General features: G+C 68.0%; 21 protein-coding genes, 1 other RNA gene and 2 pseudogenes. 3 read left to right on the top strand and 21 right to left on the bottom strand.

Annotation, left to right across the window (positions count from 1 at the left end; all coding sequences use genetic code 11):
- Positions 1-8 precede the first annotated feature (8 nt).
- From E1H18_RS26415 to murC, 8 genes and pseudogenes are all read right to left on the bottom strand, one after another.
- Positions 9-93, bottom strand: a pseudogene (locus E1H18_RS26415) (hypothetical protein).
- A gap of 405 nt (positions 94-498) precedes the next feature.
- The gene (gene ftsA, locus E1H18_RS11510) at positions 499-1824 is read right to left on the bottom strand and encodes a cell division protein FtsA (RefSeq protein WP_172267995.1); all 1326 of its coding nucleotides are present in this window, start codon (positions 1822-1824) and stop codon (positions 499-501) included.
- Between the two features lie 26 nt (positions 1825-1850).
- On the bottom strand, positions 1851-2759 hold the full coding sequence (ftsQ, locus tag E1H18_RS11505; RefSeq protein ID WP_172267992.1) for a cell division protein FtsQ: 909 nt from the start codon (positions 2757-2759) through the stop codon (positions 1851-1853).
- Positions 2728-2905 (bottom strand): annotated as a pseudogene (locus E1H18_RS27295) (D-alanine--D-alanine ligase); the annotation flags it as partial. The pseudogene E1H18_RS27295 and the gene ftsQ, both read right to left, overlap by 32 nt.
- A 485-nt stretch (positions 2906-3390) precedes the next feature.
- Positions 3391-4791, bottom strand: coding sequence for a M20/M25/M40 family metallo-hydrolase (locus E1H18_RS11500; protein ID WP_172267989.1), 1401 nt, complete (start codon positions 4789-4791; stop codon positions 3391-3393).
- Positions 4792-5017: 226 nt separating this feature from the next.
- Positions 5018-5923, bottom strand: coding sequence for a UDP-N-acetylmuramate dehydrogenase (gene murB, locus E1H18_RS11495; RefSeq protein ID WP_172267986.1), 906 nt, complete (start codon positions 5921-5923; stop codon positions 5018-5020).
- A gap of 1 nt (position 5924) precedes the next feature.
- Complete coding sequence (locus tag E1H18_RS11490; RefSeq protein WP_172267983.1) at positions 5925-6209, bottom strand: hypothetical protein; 285 nt, start codon at positions 6207-6209, stop codon at positions 5925-5927.
- A complete protein-coding gene (gene murC, locus E1H18_RS11485) occupies positions 6206-7624 on the bottom strand; it encodes a UDP-N-acetylmuramate--L-alanine ligase (RefSeq protein WP_172267981.1) in 1419 nt (472 codons plus the stop codon). The genes E1H18_RS11490 and murC overlap by 4 nt, the downstream gene beginning before the upstream one ends.
- On the opposite strand from murC, the gene E1H18_RS11480 reads away from it, so the two are divergent.
- Positions 7623-8132: a hypothetical protein gene (locus E1H18_RS11480; RefSeq protein WP_172267978.1), complete on the top strand. Its 510-nt coding sequence runs from the start codon at positions 7623-7625 to the stop codon at positions 8130-8132. The two genes, murC and E1H18_RS11480, sit on opposite strands and share 2 nt — an antisense overlap.
- Here E1H18_RS11480 and E1H18_RS11475 read toward each other — a convergent pair.
- From E1H18_RS11475 to ftsW, 3 genes are all read right to left on the bottom strand, one after another.
- On the bottom strand, positions 8129-8785 hold the full coding sequence (locus E1H18_RS11475) for a DOPA 4,5-dioxygenase family protein (RefSeq protein WP_206679057.1): 657 nt from the start codon (positions 8783-8785) through the stop codon (positions 8129-8131). The genes E1H18_RS11480 and E1H18_RS11475 overlap by 4 nt on opposite strands.
- 93 nt (positions 8786-8878) lie before the next feature.
- On the bottom strand, positions 8879-9964 hold the full coding sequence (murG, locus tag E1H18_RS11470) for an undecaprenyldiphospho-muramoylpentapeptide beta-N-acetylglucosaminyltransferase (protein ID WP_172267972.1): 1086 nt from the start codon (positions 9962-9964) through the stop codon (positions 8879-8881).
- Position 9965: 1 nt separating this feature from the next.
- Positions 9966-11135 (bottom strand): putative lipid II flippase FtsW, encoded by a 1170-nt coding sequence (gene ftsW, locus E1H18_RS11465; RefSeq protein ID WP_172267969.1) that lies wholly within the window; start codon positions 11133-11135, stop codon positions 9966-9968.
- 91 nt (positions 11136-11226) lie between these two features.
- Between ftsW and E1H18_RS11460 the strand changes: the two genes are divergently transcribed.
- Entirely contained in the window at positions 11227-11625 is a 399-nt protein-coding gene (locus E1H18_RS11460; protein ID WP_172267966.1) for a hypothetical protein, read from the top strand.
- A gap of 1 nt (position 11626) precedes the next feature.
- Here the strand turns inward: E1H18_RS11460 and E1H18_RS11455 are convergent, their stop codons facing one another.
- Positions 11627-12058 (bottom strand): thioredoxin domain-containing protein, encoded by a 432-nt coding sequence (locus E1H18_RS11455; protein WP_172267963.1) that lies wholly within the window; start codon positions 12056-12058, stop codon positions 11627-11629.
- 147 nt (positions 12059-12205) lie between these two features.
- On the opposite strand from E1H18_RS11455, the gene E1H18_RS11450 reads away from it, so the two are divergent.
- Entirely contained in the window at positions 12206-13222 is a 1017-nt protein-coding gene (locus tag E1H18_RS11450) for an HWE histidine kinase domain-containing protein (protein ID WP_172267960.1), read from the top strand.
- Between the two features lie 589 nt (positions 13223-13811).
- Here E1H18_RS11450 and murD read toward each other — a convergent pair.
- The 9 genes from murD to rnpB form a co-directional block, all read right to left on the bottom strand.
- Entirely contained in the window at positions 13812-15221 is a 1410-nt protein-coding gene (murD, locus tag E1H18_RS11445; protein ID WP_172267941.1) for a UDP-N-acetylmuramoyl-L-alanine--D-glutamate ligase, read from the bottom strand.
- A gap of 13 nt (positions 15222-15234) precedes the next feature.
- Positions 15235-16347 (bottom strand): phospho-N-acetylmuramoyl-pentapeptide-transferase, encoded by a 1113-nt coding sequence (gene mraY / locus E1H18_RS11440; RefSeq protein WP_172267939.1) that lies wholly within the window; start codon positions 16345-16347, stop codon positions 15235-15237.
- Positions 16347-17732: a UDP-N-acetylmuramoyl-tripeptide--D-alanyl-D-alanine ligase gene (gene murF, locus E1H18_RS11435; protein WP_172267936.1), complete on the bottom strand. Its 1386-nt coding sequence runs from the start codon at positions 17730-17732 to the stop codon at positions 16347-16349. Before murF ends, mraY begins: the two co-directional genes overlap by 1 nt.
- Positions 17725-19185 (bottom strand): UDP-N-acetylmuramoyl-L-alanyl-D-glutamate--2,6-diaminopimelate ligase, encoded by a 1461-nt coding sequence (locus tag E1H18_RS11430; RefSeq protein WP_172267933.1) that lies wholly within the window; start codon positions 19183-19185, stop codon positions 17725-17727. The genes murF and E1H18_RS11430 overlap by 8 nt, the downstream gene beginning before the upstream one ends.
- Complete coding sequence (locus E1H18_RS11425) at positions 19182-20939, bottom strand: penicillin-binding protein 2 (protein WP_172267931.1); 1758 nt, start codon at positions 20937-20939, stop codon at positions 19182-19184. Before E1H18_RS11425 ends, E1H18_RS11430 begins: the two co-directional genes overlap by 4 nt.
- Positions 20936-21367, bottom strand: a complete 432-nt coding sequence (locus E1H18_RS11420; RefSeq protein WP_172267928.1) for a cell division protein — start codon at positions 21365-21367, stop codon at positions 20936-20938. Before E1H18_RS11420 ends, E1H18_RS11425 begins: the two co-directional genes overlap by 4 nt.
- Positions 21364-22299: a 16S rRNA (cytosine(1402)-N(4))-methyltransferase RsmH gene (gene rsmH, locus E1H18_RS11415; protein ID WP_172267925.1), complete on the bottom strand. Its 936-nt coding sequence runs from the start codon at positions 22297-22299 to the stop codon at positions 21364-21366. Before rsmH ends, E1H18_RS11420 begins: the two co-directional genes overlap by 4 nt.
- The gene (locus E1H18_RS11410) at positions 22296-22763 is read right to left on the bottom strand and encodes a division/cell wall cluster transcriptional repressor MraZ (RefSeq protein WP_172267922.1); all 468 of its coding nucleotides are present in this window, start codon (positions 22761-22763) and stop codon (positions 22296-22298) included. The genes rsmH and E1H18_RS11410 overlap by 4 nt, the downstream gene beginning before the upstream one ends.
- Positions 22764-23074: 311 nt before the next feature.
- Positions 23075-23455: RNase P RNA component class A (gene rnpB / locus E1H18_RS11405), an RNA gene on the bottom strand.
- Positions 23456-23489: the final 34 nt, after the last annotated feature.

Here is a 23489-nt window from a genome sequence, read left to right as displayed (position 1 = left end):
TCGCGTCCTTACGCCGAAATCGTCAGAATGACCTCAGCGACACCCAATCGCCCAGGACTGCCTCGACGATCGTGTTAACAAAACAACCACCATCGTTAATCGGCAGTTAATTGCATAATCTGAGTCGTGGTCTGGTCGAGCGCGACCGTGGGATAAATTGTGGTCTATCAACAGAAACTCCAGGCGAACCAAGGGTTCCATAGCTGTCCACAGGCGCGTGCGACCGAACGACGCTGAGTTCGAATTCTCACGAATACAGACCGTTTGGGGCAGCAAAAGGCCCGCCGGACAAGCTTGGCTAGAGACTTTAAAGTTAAAGCTTAGAGTTAACCGAGCTTAAGCGTTCGCGAGGCGTCGCGGCGCAGCGCCCCTTCCGTCGCGCGGCTTCGCCGCGCGCCACCTCCCCGTTTCACGGGTGAGGACGAGCAGCGTCATCCTCCCTCGTGCAACGGGGGAGGTGGACCGGCGCGGATACGCGACGAGACGGAGGGGGCGAGTCTACAGATTATCCCGCAGCCACGCGGCCGCGCGAGCGACCGGGCTGGCGTTGGGATCGAGCGGACGCTTGCGGACGGGACCGCCGGCCAGGGCCTTGGACGAGACGGCTTCGCGTGGCCCGAAGGCAGTGCGGTGCAGCGTGCCGGCGGCGGCGCAGAAGGCGGGACCAGAGGCGGCGTCGGCCAGGTGCGGCACCCGGCGCGGACGGCCCAGGCGGACCGGACGGTCGAACACGCGCACGGCGACTTCGCGCACGCCGGCCAGTTGGCTGGCGCCGCCGGTCAGGACGATGCCCGCGCCCGGCTCGACCGGCGCGCCCGAGGCCTTCAGGCGCTCGCGCAGCAGTTCCAGGGTCTCTTCGACGCGGGGTTGGATGATGCCCTTCAGCAACGACCGCGGCGCGATCACCGGACCGGCGCCCGGATCGTCGCCACGCGGCGGGGCTTCGATCATCTCGCGGTCTTCGTTGGCCGAGGCGATTGCGCTGCCGTGCAGGGTCTTGATGCGCTCGGCGCCGACCACCGAGGTCTGCAGGCCGCGGGCGATGTCTTGCGTCACGTGCCCGCCGCCGACGGCCAGGCTGTCGACGTGGCACAGGGCGCCGTTGTTGAACACGGCCACCGACGTCGAGCCGCCGCCCATGTCGATGCAGACCGCGCCCAGGTCCATCTCGTCCTCTTCCAGCGCGGCAAGCGCAGAAGCGAACGGCGCGGCGACCACGCCCTCGAACGACAGGTGGGCGCGCTCGACGCAGTGGGCCAGCGTGTGGAAGATGTTCTCGTTGACCGAGACCACGAGGAGTTCGAGACCCAGCGAGCGGCCGAACATGGCGCGCGGGTCGCGGATGCCGCGCTGGCCGTCGACCGACCAGGAGATCGGCAGCAGGTGGATCGGCTTGCGGCCGGGAATGCGGACCTGCGCCAGGGCCGAGGCGATGGCGCGCGACAGGTCGCCGTCGCCGATCGGGCGGGCGCCCAGCGAAACCTGGGTATGGACGCGGTTGGAGGCCAGCTGGCCGCCGGCGGTGCAGATGCTGACGCCCTGGACATTGACGCCGGCCACGGTCTCGGCGCGTTCCACGGCTTGCGCGATCGCCTGGGCGGCCTCGTCCAGATTGACGATCGCCCCGCCGCGCACGCCGCGTGACTGGACGTAGCCCACCCCAGCCGTCGTCAGGGTGCGGTTGTCGCGATGAATGCCGTCGGCCTTCATGATGAAGCACGTCACCTTGGACGCGCCCAGGTCTACGGCCGCGATGGCGGGCTGGCGCACGAGCGTGGCCTTCAGGCCCTCGCGAGCCTGCTTCCGTTCCTCCAATCGCGACATCGCTATCGTCACCTCAATAAACTCGTTTACGCCCCGCCGGCCGCGGGCTGCCCAGGCAGCGCGCCGTCGCGAGGTCTCACAGCCACCATTTCGGGGTCGCGCAGATCGATCCGCGCAAAACCCATGTCGAGGATTCGCTGTCGCTGGTCGAGCTGATCCAATTGAATCAACGCGGATTCTTCGTCAATGGCCGGCAGCTGAATCAGCGAGCCATCCTTCAGACGAAGATCCCAGCGACGGTCGTCCACCCGCACCAGCGCTTCCAGACGGTCGCGCAGACGCGGTCGCGAGGCCACGGCCGGCAGGATCAGGCCAGCGGCTTGATCCGCGCCCTGCCCCACCACCAGCGGCAGCTGGGGAAAGCGGGCCGGGTCGGCCTCGCTGATCACCCGGCCCTCGCCGTCGATCACCTTCATGCGCCCACGGTTCTGCCAGACGGCCAGAGCCGGCCGCTCTTCCACCGAGATGAGCACGGTGTCGGGCAGCATGCGGACGATTTTGGCGTCCTTGACCCAGCCCACGCCTTGCACGCGCTGGCGGACGTCGTTCAGGTCCATGCCCAGGGTCGGCTGATCCAGATAGAGGCCCGAGGCCGCCAGGATGTCGCCCTGTGCGGTCGCCGAAGCGCCGCGGATATGAACCGTCTTCAGTTTGAAACCGGCGGAGGCGAAACTGCCGCCCACGCCGCGAACCATGGACATGCCGAGGCGCTCGGCCCGATGGCCGGTCGCCAGCATGATCACAAGACCGAGACCCAAGGCCGCGCCCGCTACGCTCAGGGCCACCGCGGGCGACAAACCCACGCCCTTGGCGGCGTGCAACTTCGCGGCCGGCTGCGCCCCCCGGGGCGCCGGCTTGCCTTTGCTCGGACTTGCGGGCGCTTCGGCCCGGGGTCGCCTAGGCTTAGGCGGTCCCCCCCGCACTACAGCGGGCATAAGCGTCCTCCACGATCCATAGAACTAAGGGTCAAAAGAGATCCCGACGTGGGCGGCCTGCTCGGGGGAGCGGGTCGAGGTCATGCCGGACTGTGATTGACCTCTAGATGGCCCCAAAGGTCGTTAATGTCGTCATAACGGGGACGGACCTGGGTCATGGCTTAGCAACCACGATCCTGACGCCTCAGCGAAACGGATCTTAGCGCGCAAGTCCTTATGTAGCCTGGGTTTTCGAGCTCGGGAGATGGAACTGGGCCCGCTCTGCGACATCGCGGCCGGCCCTTCCAGAAACCTGTGGATGCACGGAGTTCTCTGAACCACGCCCTGGGACTATTTGACTCACCTGGCGCGTCGGAAATGGATTTCAGCCCCGAATACTGGGCCAGAAGGCGCGTTTTGGCGTCAAAGCTTGAGCATGAGGGGCGATATTCGACCGCCGGACGCATCTTAACGATCACTGCAACACATGGTCGCGCGCGACATCGTGTCTGGGCGGGAACAGCGCCCTCTCCGTCACGCGGCTACGCCGCGCGCCACCTCCCCCGCTTTGCGGGTGAGGATGAACACCCCCTCTCCTCCCCCGTGAAACGGGGGAGGTGGCGCGATGCGCCGGAGGGGGCGCTCTCAGCGCTTAGTGGCTCGCCGAACCCGCCGGCTTCACCGCGCGGAAGTCGACGTCGCTGTCGGCCACCAGATAGATGAAGCTGGCCCAGGCGGCGACGTTCTGCGCCAGCTCGTCGGGGCGCACCTTGTTCAGGGTGTCGTCGGCGGTGTGGTGGTAGTCGAAGTAGCGCGAAGCGTCCTGCTCCAGCTCGATCGACGGCACGCCGGCCTGCTCCAGGCCCTCGATGTCGGCGCCGCCGTGCGAGGCCGGCGCACGGTTCACATAGATCTTCAGCGGGGCCAGCACATTGGCGGCCGTCGTGGCGATCGGATGCGAATAGGCGCCGGCCGGCAACTTCAGCGAATAGATGCGGTCCGCGCCGGTGTCGCTCTCGCCTGCCAGCACGATCTTGCCGACCTCGTCCTTGTGGGCGGCCAGATAGGCTTCCGACGAGCCGCCGCTTTCTTCCGAGCCCCACATGACGACGCGGACGGTGCGCTTGGGACGCTTGGGCAGGTCGCCGATCAGCTTGGCCGCGGCCGTGGTGATGCCGATGCCAGTGGCGTCATCCAGAGCGCCGGTGCCGACGTCCCAGCTGTCCAGGTGACCGCCGATGACGATCAGCTCGTCGGCCTTGGTCGAGCCCTTGATGTCGCCCGAAATGTTCCAGGCCACGTCGGCCGGATTGGTGGTCGAGGCCAGCTTCAGCTTGATGCGCAGCGGGCCCTTCTTGGCCAGGCGCTCCAGCTGCTCGGCCTCCGGCACGCCCATGGCGGCCGACGGAATGGTGGTCACGCCGTCGCCGAAGGCGGTCATGCCCGTGTGCGGCACGGTCGAGTCCGAGGTCGAGATCGAGCGGATCAGCAGGGCCACGGCCCCACGCTTGGCGGCCTCGACTGGGCCGGCGCGGCGCGAGATGCCGGCGATCCCATAGCCCGAACCGTCCTGCGCCGTGACCATCGGCTGGGTGATGACCGCGATCTTGCCCTTCAGCGCCCCTTCGGGAGCGGCGATCATTTCGGCATAGGTGCGGAACAGGGCGACCTCGGCCTCGATGCCTTCGGGCGGGGTCGGAACCGTGCGGCCCAGGCCGACGATGTCCAGCTTCATGGGATAGGGCGCGACCAGCTGGGCGCTCTCTTCGCCGCGCGTCCACGACGGCTTGGCGAATTCCTCGACCTTGATGTTGGTGAAGCCCAGCGCCTTGAACTTGGCGACGCCCCAATCCTTGGCGCGGGCCATGGCCGGCGAACCGACGACGCGCGGGCCGATATTGGTGGTCAGGTCCTCGGTGATGTCCCAGGCGGTGCGGTCCAGCAAGGCCTTGTCACGCAGGGCTTCGGCGGTGCGGACGTCTTGGGCGTGCGCCAGGCCGGCGAACAGGGACAGAGCGGCCGATGCGGCCAGAAGACGACGGTACATGAGCAAGGATTCTCCCCAATGGCGCGGGAGTCATAGCACCGGTTCGCGCCGTGGGGAGTCAGCAGCGCGTGAAGTGTGGGGGGATAGGAGGCTGGCGCCTAAAGATCCTCCCCCGCGATGCGGGGGGAGGTGGCCCGAAGGGCCGGAGGGGGCGAGCTGGACACAAGCCGCATTAGCCCCCTCAGTCGCTCCGCGACAGCTCCCCCGCATCGCGGGGGAGCATCTTCAGCGATTAAGCCGGCCGCCCGATCCGCTTGATCTCCCAGTCCAGCTGGACGCCGGTCTTTTCCAGCACGTCCGCCCGAACCGCCTCGCCCAGGCCTTCCAGGTCGGCCGCGGTGGCCTCGCCGGTGTTGATCAGGAAGTTGCTATGCAGGGCTGAGAACATCGCCCCGCCGAACGGCTTGGCGCGCCAGCCGGCCTCGTCGACCAGCTTCCACGACGAGTGGCCCGGCGGGTTCTTGAAAGTCGAGCCGCCGGTCTTTTCGCGGATCGGCTGGGTCGTCTCCCGGCGCGACGTGATCTCGGCCATGCGGGCCTTGATGGCGTCCGGCGCGTCGGCGGCCCCTTCGAACACGGCGTCCAGCACGAACACCGTGTCGCCGTCCTGCAAGGCGCTGTGACGATAGGTGTAGTGCAGGTCCTCGACCGACAGCTCACGCACGACGCCGGCGCGGTCCATGACCCTCACCGACTTGACGACCTGGACCGTCTCCGAGCCATAACAGCCGGCGTTCATGATCACCGCGCCGCCGATCGTCCCGGGGATGCCGGCATAGAACTCAAGCCCGGCGATGCCGGCCTCGGCCGCCTTGCGGGCCAGGATGGCGTCCGGCACGGCCGAGCCGGCCTTGATACGATTGTCGCCAAGGGCCTCGACGGTGTTGAAGCCCTTGCCCAGGCGGATGATCACGCCCTCGACGCCGCCATCACGGACCAGCAGGTTCGAGCCGACGCCGATGGCCATCGCCGGCACGGCCGGGTCCAGCGCCTTGAGGAAATCGGACAGGTCCTGCTCGTCGGCCGGCAGGAACACCACGTCCGCCGGACCGCCGACCCGGAACCAGGTGAATGGCGCCAGGGCCTCGTCGATCAGCAGCTTGCCGCGGACGGTCGGGAGTTGGGTCTTCCAGGTCATGTCAGGTGTGGGACTCGCGAGGCCGTCTGCGGGAGATCCAGACGACGAAGAAAAACGCCAGGGCCAGGACGACCGCGCCGATCTCGAAGACGCCCGCCCATGCACGATCGGCGGTCGAGATGAAGGCCGTCCCGCCTTCGATCGCCAGCGGCAGCACATAGGCGCCCTCGGGCTGACGCGGCCGGTCGGCGGCCAGGACGTGGCCCAGGCGATAGCGCGCCGCCATGTCCGCCGCCATCAGCACGATGATCGCGCCCCGGGCGACCAACCAGCCGCGCGGCGTCACTTCGCCAGCACTTCCAGTTGGCCAGGCAGAGCGTAGGACCACTGAGTGATATCGCCAGCGCCCAGCAGGACAACGAGGTCGCCGCTGGTCGCCTCGGCGGCGATCAGGGCCGGCAGGGCCGCCGGGCTTTCCAGCGGCAGGGCGCGGCGGTGGCCGAACTTCTTGAGGCCTTCGACCAGGTGATCCTTGTCGACGCCCTCGATCGGCTGCTCGCCGGCGGTGTAGACGTCGGCCACGACCACCGTGTCGGCGTCGTTGAAGCAGCTGCTGAACTCGGTCATCAGGTCGCGCAGGCGGGTGAAGCGATGCGGCTGGACCACGGCGATGACCTTGCCTTCGGTGACCGCGCGGGCGGCCTTCAGCACGGCGGCGATCTCGACCGGATGGTGGCCGTAGTCGTCGACGACGCGGATGCCGTTGGCGACGCCCGTGGTGGTGAAGCGGCGCTTGACCCCGCCGAAGGTGGCCAGGCCCTTGCGGATGGCCTCAGCATCGACGCTGAGCTCGCGGGCCACAGCCACGGCGGCGGTGGCGTTCAGCACGTTGTGGTGGCCGGCCATCGGCATCTTCAGGCCCTCATAGCGGACCTCCTCGCCGTTCAGCGGCGAGACGACGATGTCGAACTTGGCGCCTTCCGGCCCCATCTCGATGTTGGAGACCCGGACCTCGGCCTGCGGGTTGGTGCCGTAGGTCACCAGGCGGCGGTTCTCAATGCGCGAGGTCAGGGCCTGGACTTCCGGGTGGTCTGTGCAGACCGCCGCGAAGCCGTAGAACGGGATGTTCTCGATGAAGTCCTGGAAGCCCTTCTTCACCGCGTCGAAGTCGCCCCAGTGGTCCAGGTGCTCGGCGTCGATATTGGTGACGATGGCCACAGTCGACTTCAGCTTCAGGAACGAACCGTCGCTCTCGTCGGCCTCGACGACGATCCAGTCGCCCTCGCCCACTTTCGCGTTGGTGCCGTAGGCGTTGATGATGCCGCCGTTGACAACGGTCGGGTCCAGGTCGCCGGCGTCCAGCAGAGCCGCGACCATCGAGGTCGTAGTGGTCTTGCCGTGGGTGCCGCCGACGGCGATCGAGAACTGCAGGCGCATCAGCTCGGCCAGCATCTCGGCGCGACGCACCAGCGGGAGGCGCTTGTCGCGGCCGGCGACCATCTCGACATTGTCGGCCTTGATCGCGGTCGAATAGACGATGGCCGAAGCGCCTTCGACATTGGCCGCGTCCTGGCCGATGAAGATCCGCGCGCCCAGCTTTTCCAGGCGCTCGGTGTTGGCGCTGGCCTTGGCGTCGCTGCCTTGCACGGTGTAGCCGATACGCAGCATGATCTCGGCGATACCGGACATGCCAATGCCGCCGATGCCGATGAAGTGCACGGGGCCGAGTTCGAAGGGGACGGGGCGTCGACGCTGGATCATGAAAAGCCGATTAGACCAATTCCGCGCGACGCGAAACGCCCTCTTGGCCTTGGCGCTGTCGACCACCCCTGCCCTCGCCCAGGCGCCCCCTCCGGCGCCGCTTGAACTGCGCCTCGCCGACGTCGGCCGCTTCGCCGTGTTCGTCGACATGGGGAGCATCGAACGCACGGGTCCGAGCGCGAAACTTCGGGTCCTGCAGGTCGCCGAGGGCGGCTTCACGGCGGGCGCGGAAGCGTTCTGGGGCGGATGGCGGCGCGAAGTGATCGACTGCGACGCCCGCACCATCGCCCACGCCGGCTTCGCCAGCATCCGCGCCGGCGGCCGCGAAGGCCCGCTGACCGGCGACCTGCGCCCCGCCGCCTCGATCCCGACCGGCAGCGCCGACGACGCGGTGGCCAAGGTCGTCTGCGACGGCTGGCGGCCCTACGCCAAGGTCCCGGTCGCGACCAGCGTCGAGGCGGCCGTCACGCTCGGCCGCCCGCTGATCGAGACCGGCGCCGAACCTTAAGCCCGCTCGATCGCCACCGTCGGCTTGGTGTTGGGATAGATCAGCTCGACCTGTGGCTCATCGGCGGCCGGCTTCTTCATGCCGTAGGCGTTGACCGGCTGCGAGCGGTTGATCCAGGCCGTGTAATGGATGTGGTCAGCGCGCGGATCGTCGGTGTTGGGGTGCAGCAGGATCGTCAGGCCCAGGCTGTTCAGCTGCAGCCACGGCAGCAGGATGTGCAGCAGGTCGTTGGTGAAGCCGAAATAGAACGACGGCGTCACGTGCGGGCCGCGCGGCGTGACGTTCCAGTCGCCCAGCTCGACCTCGAACCGCTCCAGCACCCAGCGGCGCAGCAGGATCGCCTTCTCGGTGGTGTCTTCGTCGAAATAGACGTGGGCGTGATAGCTTTTGACGTCGGTAAAGGCGCGCGGCTTCGTGGGCAGCGGATCTTCGCCTGGACGGATCGACACCGGCTGTGGCGTGGCCTGCTTGATGGTCTCGTAACCCCACGGGCTCTTGCCGCCCACCGGCGCGCGCGGCTGCTTGGCCGGCGGCGGCAAGGTGGTCTCGGCCTTGGCCGGCCCGGCGGCCGCAAGACCCGAGGCGGCGGCCAGGCCGCTCGCCAGCATCAGACCGCGGCGATCCACGCCGGTCGCAGTTGTAGACTTGCCCATCGAAGGCCCCCGAAGCTTGAAAGTTCGAGGGTTTTTGTCGGCCCACGGGGCCATCGCGGCAAATCAGATTAACTCGCTAGGAATTAAGCGGAACTACCGCGCCGTACGCTCCACCAAGTCCGCCAGGGCCTCGGCGGCGTTCGGCGTGGCCACTGATCGCGCGCCTTCGGCCATGCGGGCCAGGCGTTCGGGGTTCTTGAGCAGGGCGTTGAGGGCGCCGGCCATGGCGTCGACGGTCAGCTCGTCTTCCAGGCAAACGGCCGCGCCGCCCGCCTCTTCCAGGAGCCTGGCGTTGAAACGCTGGTGGTCGTCGGCGGCGATCTTCAGTGGCACCAGGATCGACGGGCGGCCGGCGACGGCCAGCTCGGTGCAGGTCGAGGCGCCCGAGCGGCCGACGACCAGATGAGCTTGGCGCAGATAGCCAGCCATGTCGCGGAAGAACGGCGCGACCTCGCAGTCGACCATGGCGTTGCGATAGATCTTGCGGGCGCCCTCCATGCTCTCGGCGCGAGCCTGCTGGAACACCTTCAAGCGGCCGCGCATCTCCTCGGGCAGCTTGGCGATCGCCTCGGGGATCAGCTCGGACAGCAACCGCGCGCCCTGGCTGCCGCCGGTCACCAGGATGCGCAGCTGCACCTCGGGGGCGATGTAGGGCACCTCATAGAGGGCGCGCACGGGCGGGCGCACCGGATTGCCGACGACATGCGCCTTGGCCTGCACGGCGGGCTTGGCCATCTGCAGGGTCGGGAAGGCGCAGGCGACTTCGTTGACGTGCGGGGCCAGGAAGCGGTTCACGCGGCCCAGGACCGCGTTCTGCTCGTGGATCACCGTCGGGCGCTTCTGGATCAGCGCGCCCAGCAGGGCCGGCAAAGCGGGATAGCCGCCGAAGCCGACGACCACGGCCGGGTCCAGGCGGGTGAACGCCTTGCGGGCCTCCAACACGCCCTGCATGACCACGAAGCCGGCCTTGATCATGCCCAGCGGGTCATTGGACTTGGCGGTGGCGGCCGACAGGGCCAGCCGCTCTTCGGCCGGGAACTTGTCGGCGTACATCGCGCCACGGTCGTCCGTGGCCAGCACGACGCGCCAGCCGCGCGCGGCCAGGGACTCGGCCAAGGCCTGAGCGGGGAACATATGGCCGCCGGTTCCCCCGGCGGCGACGACGGCGAGCTTGGTCATGTCAGGCGTACGAGCCGACGCCGAACTCGCCCGTCGCCCCGTAGGCGCCGGGGCGCTTACGCACCAAGGCCAGGGCCATGCCCAGCGTCAAACCCATCGCGAGCATGGAAGAGCCCCCGTAACTGATGAACGGGAGCGTCATGCCCTTGGTCGGGATCATGTTCAAGTTCACAGCGATATTGATGATGGCCTGCTGACCTACCAGGACGAACAAACCGGCGGCGGCGACCTGCTCGAACGAGTCGTTCAGCTTCATCGCCTTGTAGAGACCTCGCACCACCACGAAACAGAAGATCGCGATCAGCGCCCACGAGAACACCAGGCCATATTCCTCGGCGGCGACCGAATAGATGAAGTCGGTGTGCAGGTCGGGCACGTGACGCTTCATGACGCCCTCGCCCGGACCGCGCCCGAACAGGCCGCCGGCGCGGATGGCCTCGGCGGCGCGGGTGATCTGGTGGGTGTCGGCCTGGTCGGGGCTGAGGAACTTCTGCACCCGGGCATGGACGTGGTCGAACAGGAAATAGGTCGAGGCAAGCCCCGCCAAGGCGACGCCGCCCAGCCCCATGATCCACGAGATCGGCACGCCGGCCATCCAGAACGCAGCCCCGAAGGCGATGGTGATCAGCACGGTCTGGCCGACGTCGGGCTGCACCAGCAGCAGGCCCACGGCGATGAAATAGAGCAGGAAGGCGATCGAGACGCCGGGCACCCCCTCCCCCTTCTGGCCTTCCGAGAACATCCACGAGACCAGCACGATCAGGGCCGGTTTCATGAATTCGGACGGCTGCAGGGTGAAGCCGCCGAACTGCAGCCAACGCGTGGCGCCCTTGGCGTTGTGGCCGATGAACGGTAGGGCGATCATCACCAGGATGGCGCCGATATAGATGAAGAAGGCCGCCCGCCGGATGCCCTTGGGCGACAGCATCGACACCGCCAGCATCACCACCGACGAGGCGCTGGCGAAGAAGCACATGCGCAGGGCGAAGTGGAACTGGTCGTCGATGCCGATCCGCTGAGCCGCGGCCGGGCTGGAGGCGAACGACAGCAGCACGCCCAGCGTGGCCAGCAGGGCGGTCGCGCCCAGCAGCCAGCGATCGGTCGTCCACCACCACAAGCCGATCGCGCTGCGGTCGGTGCGGGCGAAAGCATGTGTCGCGTTGGAGGCCATGGGGCGGAGAGTCGGACTGCAGGGTTAATCAAAGCTTGCTGCAGCGTTCTACGCCGGTGGACATGCGTCGAAAAGCGCGGGAAGACGGGGCATGGCCCTTTCCGACGACCCCCACGCCCTCGAAACCCTCGCCGACGACACCGATCGCGACGATCTGGCCCTGCGCTTGGCCGAAGCCGGCGCGCCCGGTTTGGACGCCGTGCTGGAGCGGCTGATCCGCCGCCCGGATCTCGCCGACAAGCGCGCCCGCCTGGTCCACGCCCTGGGCCAGCTGGACTGTTCCGAGCACCTAGCCCTGCTGGCCGAACTGGTCGCCACCGGCGACGCCGAGGTCGCCCACGAGGCGCTGCAGGCCTTGGAAACGGTCGAAGAAGCCGATGGCGAGCAGGTCGAAGCGGCCGTCGCCGTGCTGGACCGCGCGCGCGGCGCGGCCAATATCGAGATCTGGCGCATCGCCCTGCTCGAAGAAGCCGCCGAGATGTTCGAGTAGCCTATCCCAGAGCGCGCCGCGTCCAGTCGACGATCTGCGCGGCGCTCATCGCCCCCGACTGGCGAGCCAGGATCTTGCCGTCCCTGAACAGGATCAGCGTCGGGATGCTGCTGACGTTCAGCGCGCCCGCGGCGGCCGGCTCGGCTTCTGAGTCCAGCTTCAGCAGACGCACCGCCGGCTCCAGCTGACGCGCGGCGGCCTCGAAGTTCGGGGCCATGGTCCGGCATGGCCCGCACCACGGCGCCCAGACGTCCAGCAGCAAGCCCACGCCCTGGCTCAGCCGGCGATGCCGGTCGAGCGCAGCGCCGGTAACCGCGGTCGGCGCGCCGGTGAACACCGCCGCCTTGCAGCGTCCGCACTTGGCGGCCAGCGGGTCGCGCTCCTCCGGCAACCGGTTGCCAGCCCCGCAACTGACGCAGACGACCTGGGACATGAAGCTTTCTCGAATGCTGGACTCTGGAACACGTCGCTAGCACGCCCTGTTCCTCCTAGGACATTCCCCTTTGCAAGGTTCGCCCCTAGGATGAACGACGTAGCTGAACTCGCGCGTCAGGCCCTGGCGCGTCGGCAGGGGCGAGCAGTGGCTGACGACACATCCGACAAGGCGGTCCTGGAAGGCGTCGGCGCGTACTTCCTCAGTATCGTCGAGGCCAGCCAGGACTGCATCCGCGTCATCAGCGCCGACGGTGTCGTCGAATATATGAACGCCCAAGGCCAGGCGCTGTTCGAGATTGAGGACTTCGAGGGCCGCAACCGCCGGCGCTACTGGCCCGACATGTGGCCCGGCGAAAGCCGTGACACCGTCGAGCAGGCCCTGCGCGCGGCCATGGCAGGAAACCCGTCCTCGTTCCGCGCCTTCTGCCCTACCGCCCGCGGCGCGCCGCGCTGGTGGGAGACCACCGTCTCACCTATCCTCGAGGGCGGCCAGGTGATCCGCGTGCTGGCCACCTCGCGCGACATCACAGGCGAACGCACCGCCGAGGCTAATCGCGTGCTGCTGGTCAACGAGCTGAACCATCGGGTCAAGAACACCCTGGCCACCGTCCAGTCGATCGCCAACCAGTCGCTGCGCAACGCCGGTGTCGGCACCGACGTCCGTGACGCCCTCGAAGGCCGGCTGATGGCGATCGCCGCCACCCATAACGTCCTGACCGACCAGAACTGGTCGGCGGCCAGCCTGCGCCAGATCGTCGACGGCTCGGTGACGCCCTACCGCTCCAATCCCGGCCAGCTGACCATCACCGGTCAGGACCTCAAGGTCTCGCCCAAGCCGGCCGTGGTCATGGCCCTGGCCTTCCACGAACTGGCCATCAACGCCCTGAAGTACGGCGCCCTGTCGGCGCCCGGCGGCCATGTCGACATCCGCTGGTCGGTCGAGCCCGACGATCAGCTGCACATCGAATGGGCCGAACGCGGCGGCCCGCCGGTGCGCCCACCCGAGCGGCGAGGCTTTGGTTCGCGCATCGTCCAGCTGGCGCTACCGGGAGAATTGGGCGGCGCCGTGGACGTGGACTACCGGGCGGAAGGCCTGCGCTGCACGATCCGCTCGCCGCTGGCGGCGCTGGACAAGGTGGATGCGTTCATGCCGCTGGGGTGAGCGCCCCCTCCGTCACGATGCGTAGGAGAGGAGAACAACTTCCATCTCACCCGTGAACCGGGGGAGGCGGCGCGGCGCCGCCAGGCAACGTGACGGAGGAGGCGCTGAAACTCCAACCCAAACTGCCACCCCGCGTATGAAGCGGGGCATGACACCCCAGGTAGAGGCCTGAGCTCTCAACGTCCGCTCGGGGTGGATGGCAGATATAGGCCCTGGTATCCTTGCGCCATGGACGCCCTCGCGTATTTCGTAGTGCTAGTCGCGCTCTTGCTCATGCAAGATTACTTCGCGCCATCTTCACTCCGAATGATCGCGTTTCAGTGGATGGGCGACATGGATGAGCTCTACACTGCCTATCGACGTCGTTTTTTCAGGCGAGCCATCATAGGTTTGCTAGGCTCGACGATATGCGCTCTTTCCGCAGCACTGAGTTGGCCGGAATGGATCCAGATAGCTCTTCTGATATTCGTTGCGACGTCGCATATGGCATTGGTGCTGTTCGACATCACGAAATCGCGCAGCATCCACTGACATTTGCGGACATCGGACGAGGATTGAAAGCTGACGCGAAGCGTCCGCACCGTCGCCCCTAAGCCACCGCCGCCTTGCCCGTTGACAGCCCCATCACCGCCGTCCGGAACGCTTCACCCCGCGCCTCGAAGTCGCTGAACTGGTCGAACGAGGCGCAGGCCGGCGAGAGCAGGACGATGACTTCCTCGCCGCTGGCGGCTGCGTCGGCGTAGGCTTGTTGCACCGCCTTATCCAGCGTGCCGCTCATCTTGACCTCGGCCTTGCCGGCCAGGGTCGTGGCGAAGGCGTCGGCGGCCTCCCCGATCAGGTAGGCCTTGGCGATGCGGGGGAAGAGGTCCTTCAGGTCGTCGATGCCGCCGGCTTTCGCCACGCCGCCGCCGATCCAGTAGAACTTGGGATAGCTGGCCATGGCCTGACGCGCGGCGTCGGCGTTGGTGGCCTTGCTGTCGTTGACGAAGCGGACCTTGCCGATCTTGCCGACCGTCTCCATCCGGTGGGCCAGGCCCGGGAAGGTCATCAGGCCCTCGACAGCCTGCTGGATCGGGATGCCGATGGCGCGGGCGGCGGCGTAGGCGGCCGCGGCGTTCTGCCAGTTGTGGCGGCCCGGCAGGCTGCGGGCGCGCAGCAGGTCAGCGACCTCGACCACCCGCTCGCCGGTTGCGTCATAGAGCACGCCCTGCAGGGCGTAGACGCCGCGGCCCATGGCCTTGCCGGCGCTGATTGGCCAGATGGTGCGGCGGTTGGCGGCGGTGATCTCGGTGCAGATCTGCTGGCACCAGGGATCGTCGACGCCGATGATGGCGGTGTCGCCCTTGCCCTGGTTCAGGAAGATCCGGCGCTTGGCCGTAATGTAGCCGTCCATGCCGCCGTGGCGGTCCAGGTGGTCGGGCGAGATGTTCAGCAGCACGACCGCGTCGGGCTTCAGGCTCGACGTCAGGTCCAGCTGGTAGCTCGACAGCTCCAGCACGTAGACCGCGCCGCCGTGCATGTCTTCCAGACCCAGGACCCCCAGGCCAATATTGCCGCCGACGCGAGTGTCGCGACCGGCCGAGGCGCACAGGTGGCCGACCAGGGCCGTCGTCGTCGACTTGCCGTTGGTGCCGGTGATGGCGATGATCTTCGGACGCTTGTGGGCCGGGGCGGCGTTCACGGTCCGGGCGAACAGTTCGACGTCGCCCAGCACCTCGACCCCAGCAGCCTTGGCCTTGGTCACCGTCCAGTGCGGCTTGGGATGGGTCAGCGGCACGCCGGGCGACAGCATCAGCGCGGCGAACTGCGTCCAGTCGGCGGCTTCCAGGTCGACAACCGGGAAGCCCTCGGCGGCCGCGGCTTCGCGGCTGGCCGGCTTCTCGTCCCACAGGGCGACCTTCGCCCCGCCCGCGATCAAGGCGCGCGCCGCCGTCAGCCCCGTGCGGCCCAGGCCGAACACGGCGACGGTCTTGTCCTCGAAACCACGGACCGGGATCATGCTTCTCGCCTCTCTAGCGCAGCTTGAGGGTGGCGAGGCCGACGAAGGACAGCATCATCGACACGATCCAGAACCGGATCACGACGGTGGATTCAGCCCAGCCCAGCTTCTCGAAATGGTGGTGGATCGGCGCCATCAGGAAGACCCGCTTGCCGGTCTTCTTGAAGTAGGCGACCTGGATGATCACCGACAGCGCCTCGGCCACGAACAGGCCGCCGACGATGCCCAGCACCAGCTCGTGCTTGGCGCAGACGGCGATCGCGCCCAGCGCCCCGCCCAGGGCCAGCGAACCGGTGTCGCCCATGAAGATCTTGGCCGGCGGCGCGTTGTACCAGAGGAAGCCCATGCCCCCGCCGATGATCGCCGCGCAGACCACCGCCAGCTCGCCGACGCCGGGCGCGAAGTGCAGGTTCAGATAGTCGGCGAAGCGATAGTTGCCGACCAGGTAGGCGATCAGGCCGAAGGTCGAGGCCGCGAACATCACCGGCACGATGGCCAGGCCGTCCAAGCCGTCGGTCAGGTTCACCGCGTTGGAGAAGCCGGCGATCGTGACCGCCGCGAAGGCGATGTAGAACCAGCCCATATTGATCACCAGCGCCTTGAAGATCGGGAAGACCACGCTGGTCTCCATCCCCGGCGTCATCGGCGACTTGGGTGCGAACAGGATGAGGATCACGGTGGCGATGATCGCCACGATGAACTGGGCGACCAGCTTCTGGCCGCTGGAGAGGCCAGCCGTGGTCTGCTTGGTGACCTTGGCGTAGTCGTCCATGAAGCCCAGCACACCGTAGCTGCCGGTGACCAGCAGCACGACCCAGACATGGATGTTGCGCAGATCCGCCCACAGCAGGGCGCCGACGAACAGGCCGGCCAGGATCATGAAGCCGCCCATCGTGGGCGTGCCGGCCTTCTCGATGACGTGGCGGGCGATGCCGTCGGTGCGGATCGGTTGACCCTTGCCCTGCTTGGCCTTCATCCAGCGGATGAAGCGCGAGCCCATGGCGACGGCCACGATATAGGCGGTCAGCATGGCCATACCCGACCGGAAGGTCAGGTATTTCAGCAGGTTGAGCATCGGAACGTGCTCTTGCCCGCGCGCCAGCCATTCATAAAGGAAGTACAGCATCAGCCCTGTTCCCCAAGATCGAGCGCGGCCAGGGCCTGGGCGAGGACGCCGGCCTTGGATCCGTTCGACCCCTTCACCATCACCACGTCGCCGGGCTGGACAGCCCCCGCCAGCGACGTCGTTAACTTTTCAGTAACTTCCGCGTAGCCGCCGCGCCGAGTCGGCGGAAGCGCCTCCCACAGCGATTTCATGTGGACGCCTGCGAGAAAAACCATGTCCACGTTTGCATGGCCGATCGGCCCTGCAAGCTCGGCGTGAAAGCGCGGGCTGTCCTCGCCCAGTTCGAGCATGTCGGTCAGCGCGATGACCCGGCGGCCGGCGACCTTGCGCGCCCCCAGGGTCTTCAGCGCAGCCTGCATCGAGACCGGATTGGCGTTGTAGCTCTCGTCCACGAGCGTGAAGGATCCGCCCGGTATCCGCACCGTCTTCTCGGCCCCGCGGCCCTCGATCGGGGCGAAGGCGGCCAGGGCGGCCAGGGCGGTCTCGCGCGAGACGTCCAGGGCTTCCAGCATCAGCAGGACGCACAGGCTGTTGGGACCCCAGTGGACGCCGGTCTGGCGGATGGGGAAGTCGATGACCTCGCCGCGCAGGTCCATGGAGACGGTGGCCCCCTCGCCTTCCACCGCGAAACCGGTCAGGCGCGCGGTGGCGCCGGCGGCCTCGCCGAAGCTCCACACCGTGGCGCCGGCCTTCTCGGCCTCGGCCTTCAGCAGATCGAACCACTTGTTGTCGGCGTTCAGCACGGCCACGCCGCCGGGCTCGAGACCGTCGAAGATCTCGGCCTTGGCGCGGGCGACGCCCTCTTCGTTCTCGAAGTTCTCCAGGTGGACTGGACCGACCGTGGTGATGGCCACCGCGTGCGGGCGGACGAACTTCGACAGCGGGGTGATTTCGTCGGCGTGGTTCATGCCGATCTCGAACACGGCGCGCTCAGTGTCGCGCGGCATCCGGGCCAGGGTCAGGGGCACGCCGATGTGGTTGTTGTAGCTCTTCACCGAGGCGTGGCCCTTGCCCGCCAGGCGCAGACCGGCTTCCACGGCGCGGGTGACGCTGGTCTTGCCGACCGAGCCGGTCACCGCGCCGCGCTTGCACTGGGGCGCGCGCTCGCGGGCGGCGACGCCCAGGGCTTCCAGGGCCTTGAAGGTGTCCTCGACCATCACCGCCGGAGCGTCGACGGCCTTGGCGGCCAGCACGCCGGTCGCGCCGTTGGCCACGGCCTGGGCGACGAAGTCGTGGCCGTCGCGCGCGCCGACCAGCGGCACGAAGAGATCGCCTGCCTCGACCGAGCGGGTGTCGATGGACACACCCGTCACGGCGAAGTCGCCGGCGACCTTGCCGTCCGTTGCAGCGGCGATGTCCTCAGCGGTCCAGAGCGCATCAAGCATCGACGCCCTCCAGCGCTTCCAGGGTCACGGCGACGTCGTCGAACGGGTGGACGACGCCGGCGATGGTCTGGCCCTGCTCGTGACCCTTGCCGGCGACGACCAGCACGTCGCCCTCGCCCATCAGGGCCACGGCGGCGCGGATGGCGGCGCGGCGGTCGCCGATCTCGCGGGCGCCGGGCGCGGCCTCCAGCACGGCGGCGCGGATCGACGCGGGGTCTTCAGAGCGCGGATTGTCATCGGTGACGATGGCGATGTCGGCCAGCTTGGCGCCGATCGCGCCCATCAAGGGCCGCTTGCCGCGATCGCGATCGCCGCCGGCGCCGAACACGGCGATCAGCTTGCCGCGGGTGTGCGGGCGCAGGGCTTCCAGCACGGTCTGCAGGCCGTCGGGGGTGTGAGCATAGTCGACATAGGCCTCGCCGCCCTTGGCGCCGCGACCGACCCGCTGCAGGCGGCCAGCGGCGCCTTCCAGGGTTTCGAGCGCCTTCAGCACCGCGACCGGATCCTCGCCGGCGGCGATGCACAGGCCGGCGGCGACCAGCACGTTCGAGGCCTGGAAGGCCCCGGCCAGCGGCAGCTTGATCCTGTAGTTTTCGTCGCCGGTCTCGACCACCAGGGTCTGGCCTTCCGGCGTCGGGGTGCGCGAGATCAGGCGCAGGCCCTGCCCGTCCTCGCCGACCGAAAAGATGCTCTGGCCCGAGGTGACGGCGGCGGCGGCGAAGTTCGGGAACGCCTCGCTGTCGGCGTTCAGCACGGCGGTGCCGCCGTTGGGCGTCAGGGTGTCGAACAGGCGCAGCTTGGCGGCCCGGTACTCTTCCATCGAGCCGTGATAGTCGAGGTGGTCCTGGGTGAAGTTGGTGAAGCCGGCGGCGCGCAACTTGACGCCGTCGACGCGGCGCTGGTCGACCCCGTGCGAGCTGGCTTCCAGCGCCAGATGGGTGACGCCCATGTCGGCCAGGCGCGCGACCATCTCGGCCACGTCGCCAGCGTCCGGCGTGGTCAGGCCGGGCGGGGTCAGTTGCTGGTCGGGCTGCCCCTTCTCGCTGACCACGACACCCAAGGTGCCCATGCTGGCGGCCTTGTGGCCCAGGGCGGCGAAGATCTGGCGGGCGAAGCCGGCGACCGAGGTCTTGCCGTTGGTGCCGGTGACGGCCACGCACATGGCCGGCTGCTTGCCCCAGAACGCGGCCGAGGCCAGGGCGTAGGCGCGGCGGGCGTCCTCCGAACGGACCACCGGCACGCCCAGGCCTTCCAGCCCGCCCTCGGGGGCCAGGACAGCGGCAGCGCCTTGGGCCACCGCGCCGGCGGCGAACTCGCGGCCGTCGACCTTGGAGCCCGGCAGGGCGGCGAACAGCCAGCCAGCCGTGACCTTGCGGCTGTCGGCGGTGACGCCGGCGATCACCGGGTCAGCGGCGAAGGGACGATTGAACAGCTCGGACAGTCGCTTGCTCATAGTCCCGCCTCCGGAATGGTGGTCTTCGGCTGGGCGATCGTCACCAGCTCGGCTTTTCTCTGCACGCCCAGGAAGGGCGCGATGCGATCGATGACCTTGCCCACCGCTGGCGTGGCCACCCAGCCGCCGGTCGAGAACCCGTGGGTCTTGGCCGTGCCGTGCGGCTCGTCCATCAGGATCAGCACGAAGTAGCGATCGGCCTCGATCGCCCCGTCGGTCGGGAACACGGCCGCGAACGACGACACCTGGCGCTGGTGGTTGTAGCCGCGGATCGCCGGGTCGTACTTCTCGCCGGTGCCGGTCTTGCCGCCGACCGACAGGCCGGGGACGTTGGCCGTCTTGCCGCTGCCGCCGGTGACGTTGGCGCGCATGATGGTCAGCATCTGCTGCGAGGTGCTTTCGTTCAGGACCTGCTTGCCTTCAGGCCGCACGCCGGGCGGCATCTTCTTGATGGTCAGCGGGATCATCTTGCCGCCGTTCAGCAGCGCGCCCATCGCCTGGGCCAGGGCCAGCGGGCTAACATTGATGCCGTGGCCGAACGAGGTCGAGGCCACCGCATCCATGTCCCACTTGCGCGGCGTCAGCGGGCGGGCGGACTCGCGCAGCTCGACCTGGGCCGGCTTGGTCAGGTTCAGATTGGTGAAGTACTTGCTGAGGCGCTCGCCGCCGACCTTCTCGCCCAGAATGGCGGTGCCGATGTTGGACGAGTGCTGGAAGACCTCGATCAGGGTCAGGATCTTCCGCGTCGCATGGAAGTCGTGGATCGTGCGGTAGCCCAGCTTGTAGGGCTCGCGCGCGTCGAAGGTCGAGGCCATGTTGGTCTCGCCGGTGTCCAGACCGATCGCCACGGTGAAGGTCTTGAAGGTCGAGCCCATCTCATAGACCGAGGCCGCCGCGCGGTTCAGGCGCTGGTCGTCGGTGGCCTCGCCGGCCTTGTTGGCGTCGTAGTCGGGATAACTGGCCAGGGCCAGGATCTCGCCGGTGTGGACGTTGGTGACCAGACCCACGGCGCCCTTGGGCGTGAACTCCATCGCCGCCTTGCGCAGCTCGTCTTCCAGCGCGGCCTGCACGCGGATGTCGATCGACAGCTGGGTCGGAGCGCCCTCGCCGCCTGCCGCCTTGCGGATGGGGTCATCCAGGGCGCGCTCGACGCCGGCCAGGCCCTTGCCGCCGCTGTCGACGAAACCGACCAGATGCGCGGCCGTCGGGCCCAGCGGATACATCCGCCGTTCCTGCTCCTCGAACGAGATGCCCGGCAGGCCCAGTTCGAAGATCTTGTCCTTTTGTTCGGGCGTCAGGCCGCCCAGCACGAAGGTGCGGTGATCGCCGAACACTACCTTGTCCAGGCGCTTGGCCGGCACCTGCGGCAGGGCCTTGCCCAGGGCGCGGCGGGTTTCCTTGGCGTCCCAGACCTCGCGCGGATCGACGTAAAGCGCGTAGTGGGCCAGGTCGACGGCCAGCAACTTGCCGTTGCGGTCGACGATGTCGCCGCGCGCGCCTTCAAGACCCTGGGCGTAGCCGTTGCCGCGGCCGGCGTTCGAGAACAGCGCCGACCAGCCCGCGCCGACCGACAGGCCCACGAAGCAGACCGAGAAGAACGCCATCACCAGGAAGATGCGGATGCGGGTGTCGTCTTCGGGCTTGGCGGCGGCGCGCGAGCGCTCGAAGGCGTGCTCCAGACGCCAGACGCGTTCGGTCAGCCAGCGCCAGGTGCGCGACTGAAGACCGCCGGGCCCCAGGTTCGACAGGCTCATCGCAGAGCCTCCGGCGCAGGCGGAACGTCGTCAGGAACGGGCTGGGGCTCGTCGGCGACCAGGTCCTCGGGCGCGACAGGCGCGGCCGTGACGGGACCACGCGGCAGGTCGCGGCGGCGCGCGACGTCGATCAGCGCGTCCTCGGTGATCTCGTGATCCGGCGCGATCGGCTTCAGCTGCATCATCATCGCCAACTGCTCGATGCGACGCGGCTGCTCCAGGTGAGCGACCTCGGCCTCCAGCAGGCGCTTGCGCGAGGCCTCTTCGATGATCTGCTGCTCGATACGGCCGATCTCCTGGCGCTCGCGACCGGCGAAGGTCTTGGCCAGATAGACGCTGGTGACCAGGCTCAGCAGGATGCCGACACCTGCCACCTCGACGACGCGAAAACCGCGAACCCGGCGGTTGAACAGGCCGACCGAGCTCATGCCTCGGCCTCCCAGATCGGGGCCGCGGTACGGATGGCCGCGCGCAGCTTCGAGCTGCGGGCGCGCGGATTGACGGCCAGCTCGGCTTCACCCGGCGCGATGGCCTTGTTGGCGATCAGCTGGAAGCTGGCCGGCGCGCCAGCCGCCACCTGCGGCAGGTGGCGCGAGCCGCCCGGCGTGCGCCCGGCCCGCTCGGCCAGGTAATTCTTGACGATGCGGTCTTCCAGCGAATGGAAGGTGACCACCGCCAGGCGACCGCCCGGCTTGAGGATGCGCTCGGCGGCGGCGAGGCCGGCCTCCAGCTCGCCCAGTTCGTCATTGACCGCGATGCGCAAGCCCTGAAACGAACGGGTGGCCGGATGGACCTTGGCGCCCTTGCGGCCGCCCAGGGCGCGCTCGATCACGTGCGCCAGATCCAGGGTGCGCTCGAACGGGCGCTCTTCCCGGCGACGGATCAGGAAGCTGGCGATGCGACGCGAGGCGTGCTCTTCGCCGTAGACATAGAGGATGCGGGCCAGCTCGGTGTGGTCCAGCGTGTTGACGAGATCGGCGGCGGTCGGGCCCGCGTCGCTCATCCGCATGTCCAGCGGACCGTCGCGCATGAACGAAAAGCCGCGCTCGGCCTCGTCCAGCTGCATGGACGACACGCCGATATCCAGCACGACGCCGTCGACGCTCGAAGGCTCGAAATGCTCGGCCATCTGCGAGAAGCGGTCGCCGATCAGGCGGAAGCGGTCGGTCGGCAGGCCTTCGGTGAAGCGCTGCACAGTCGGGTCGCGGTCGAAACCTACCACGCTCGCGCCGGTCGCCAGGATCGCGCGGGTGTAACCGCCCGCCCCGAAGGTGCCGTCGATGATGACGTCGCCCGGCTTGGCGTCCAGCGCCTCGACGACTTCGTTCAGCAGGACCGAGATGTGCGGGGCGTCGCTCACGAGGCCGCCCCCAGCTTGGCCGCGCGCTGCTGGGCGCGCAGGGCCGCCAGGCCATCGCGGGCCAGGTCACGCTGGGCGGCGCGATGGGCCTGGAAAGCCTCGCGCGACCAGATCTGAAAACGCTCACCCATACCGACGACAGTCACCCAATCCGTGAGACCGCACATTTCGCACAGCTGGTCGGGAAGCGTAATGCGACCAGCTGTATCAAACGACAGCTTGGCCATGCCACCCAGGATGCTGGTCTCAAGCGCCGTGCGGGTCGGATCGCCGAACGGCAGCTCCTCGATCACGCCGGTATAGCGGTCGAACAAGGCCTTGCCGCCCGCCTCCAGGCAGTCGGCCTCGATGGCCGGGAAGCAGAAGATCCCGTCGAACATGCCGGAGACGGCCGCGCGGAATTCCTGCGGCACGACGATGCGCCGCTTGCTGTCGAGCTGTTTCTCGAAGGTCGAGAGAAACACTGAAGCTTAAACCCCGCCAAACCCATGCCGGTCGGCGAGCAGCCTCTCGCCCCGACGTGAATTGGGTTAACATGGGATGAACTGGGAGACAATGACACCAAACCCGTTTCGTCGAGATTTCAAAGGTGTCGCACCCCTTCCTCACCGGGAATGGGCGTTAATCAACAGAACATACACAGAACTATTCACGCGCAAGACTCGGGCGGTGTCAGTGCGTCCCATCGCGATGCTAAAAAACGGAGGTTTCCGAGCTCGGCGCAGAGTCGAGGCCAAGCAATGGATGCGGAGAGCCGAAGCTCTCCGCACCAAGACGGACCAGACGGTCTGTAAGCCGGGTTCTGTTCCGCTTCCGAAGAAACGGCGACGATCATTCCTCTAGGCCGGCCATTGCTGGACGGCTCTCGCGACCTACCCGGACCCTCTCAGCCAGTGACGGCCTATCCGACGCGAGGCCGGCGCGGGGTCCCTATTCGGTCTTGCTCCAGGCGGGGCTTGCCATGCCGTCCCTGTCGCCAGGTCCGCGGTGGGCTCTTACCCCACCCTTTCACCCTTCCCGCCCCGTAGGGAGGAGGTTTGCTTTCTGTGGCGCTATCCCTGGGATCGCTCCCGGTGGGCGTTACCCACCGCCTTGTCACCGTGGAGCCCGGACTTTCCTCGGCGTCCGAAGACGACGCGACCGCCCGACCGTCTGGTCCGGGGCCTTGGTGACGGACTGCGCCTTCCGGG

It is taken from the genome of Caulobacter sp. RHG1 (assembly GCF_013181195.1).
Taxonomy (GTDB): domain Bacteria; phylum Pseudomonadota; class Alphaproteobacteria; order Caulobacterales; family Caulobacteraceae; genus Caulobacter.
The sequence above is the reverse complement of the archived record's forward strand: the minus strand, read 5'-3'. Positions and strand labels throughout refer to the sequence as shown.

Bases quoted from the DNA above. Each gene is read 5' to 3' on its own strand.
- E1H18_RS11425 (WP_172267931.1), bottom strand. From the start codon at position 20,939: ATGAGCCTGTCGAACCTGGGGCCCGGCGGTCTTCAGTCGCGCACCTGG.
- mraY (WP_172267939.1), bottom strand. From the start codon at position 16,347: ATGCTGTACTTCCTTTATGAATGGCTGGCGCGCGGGCAAGAGCACGTT.
- murB (WP_172267986.1), bottom strand. From the start codon at position 5,923: ATGACCTGGAAGACCCAACTCCCGACCGTCCGCGGCAAGCTGCTGATC.
- E1H18_RS11475 (WP_206679057.1), bottom strand. From the start codon at position 8,785: ATGGGCAAGTCTACAACTGCGACCGGCGTGGATCGCCGCGGTCTGATG.
- E1H18_RS11455 (WP_172267963.1), bottom strand. From the start codon at position 12,058: ATGTCCCAGGTCGTCTGCGTCAGTTGCGGGGCTGGCAACCGGTTGCCG.
- murF (WP_172267936.1), bottom strand. From the start codon at position 17,732: ATGCTTGATGCGCTCTGGACCGCTGAGGACATCGCCGCTGCAACGGAC.
- E1H18_RS11430 (WP_172267933.1), bottom strand. From the start codon at position 19,185: ATGAGCAAGCGACTGTCCGAGCTGTTCAATCGTCCCTTCGCCGCTGAC.
- E1H18_RS11460 (WP_172267966.1), top strand. From the start codon at position 11,227: ATGGCCCTTTCCGACGACCCCCACGCCCTCGAAACCCTCGCCGACGAC.
- murD (WP_172267941.1), bottom strand. From the start codon at position 15,221: ATGATCCCGGTCCGTGGTTTCGAGGACAAGACCGTCGCCGTGTTCGGC.
- E1H18_RS11420 (WP_172267928.1), bottom strand. From the start codon at position 21,367: ATGAGCTCGGTCGGCCTGTTCAACCGCCGGGTTCGCGGTTTTCGCGTC.
- ftsW (WP_172267969.1), bottom strand. From the start codon at position 11,135: ATGGCCTCCAACGCGACACATGCTTTCGCCCGCACCGACCGCAGCGCG.
- ftsQ (WP_172267992.1), bottom strand. From the start codon at position 2,759: ATGCCCGCTGTAGTGCGGGGGGGACCGCCTAAGCCTAGGCGACCCCGG.
- murC (WP_172267981.1), bottom strand. From the start codon at position 7,624: ATGATCCAGCGTCGACGCCCCGTCCCCTTCGAACTCGGCCCCGTGCAC.
- E1H18_RS11480 (WP_172267978.1), top strand. From the start codon at position 7,623: ATGAAAAGCCGATTAGACCAATTCCGCGCGACGCGAAACGCCCTCTTG.
- ftsA (WP_172267995.1), bottom strand. From the start codon at position 1,824: ATGTCGCGATTGGAGGAACGGAAGCAGGCTCGCGAGGGCCTGAAGGCC.
- murG (WP_172267972.1), bottom strand. From the start codon at position 9,964: ATGACCAAGCTCGCCGTCGTCGCCGCCGGGGGAACCGGCGGCCATATG.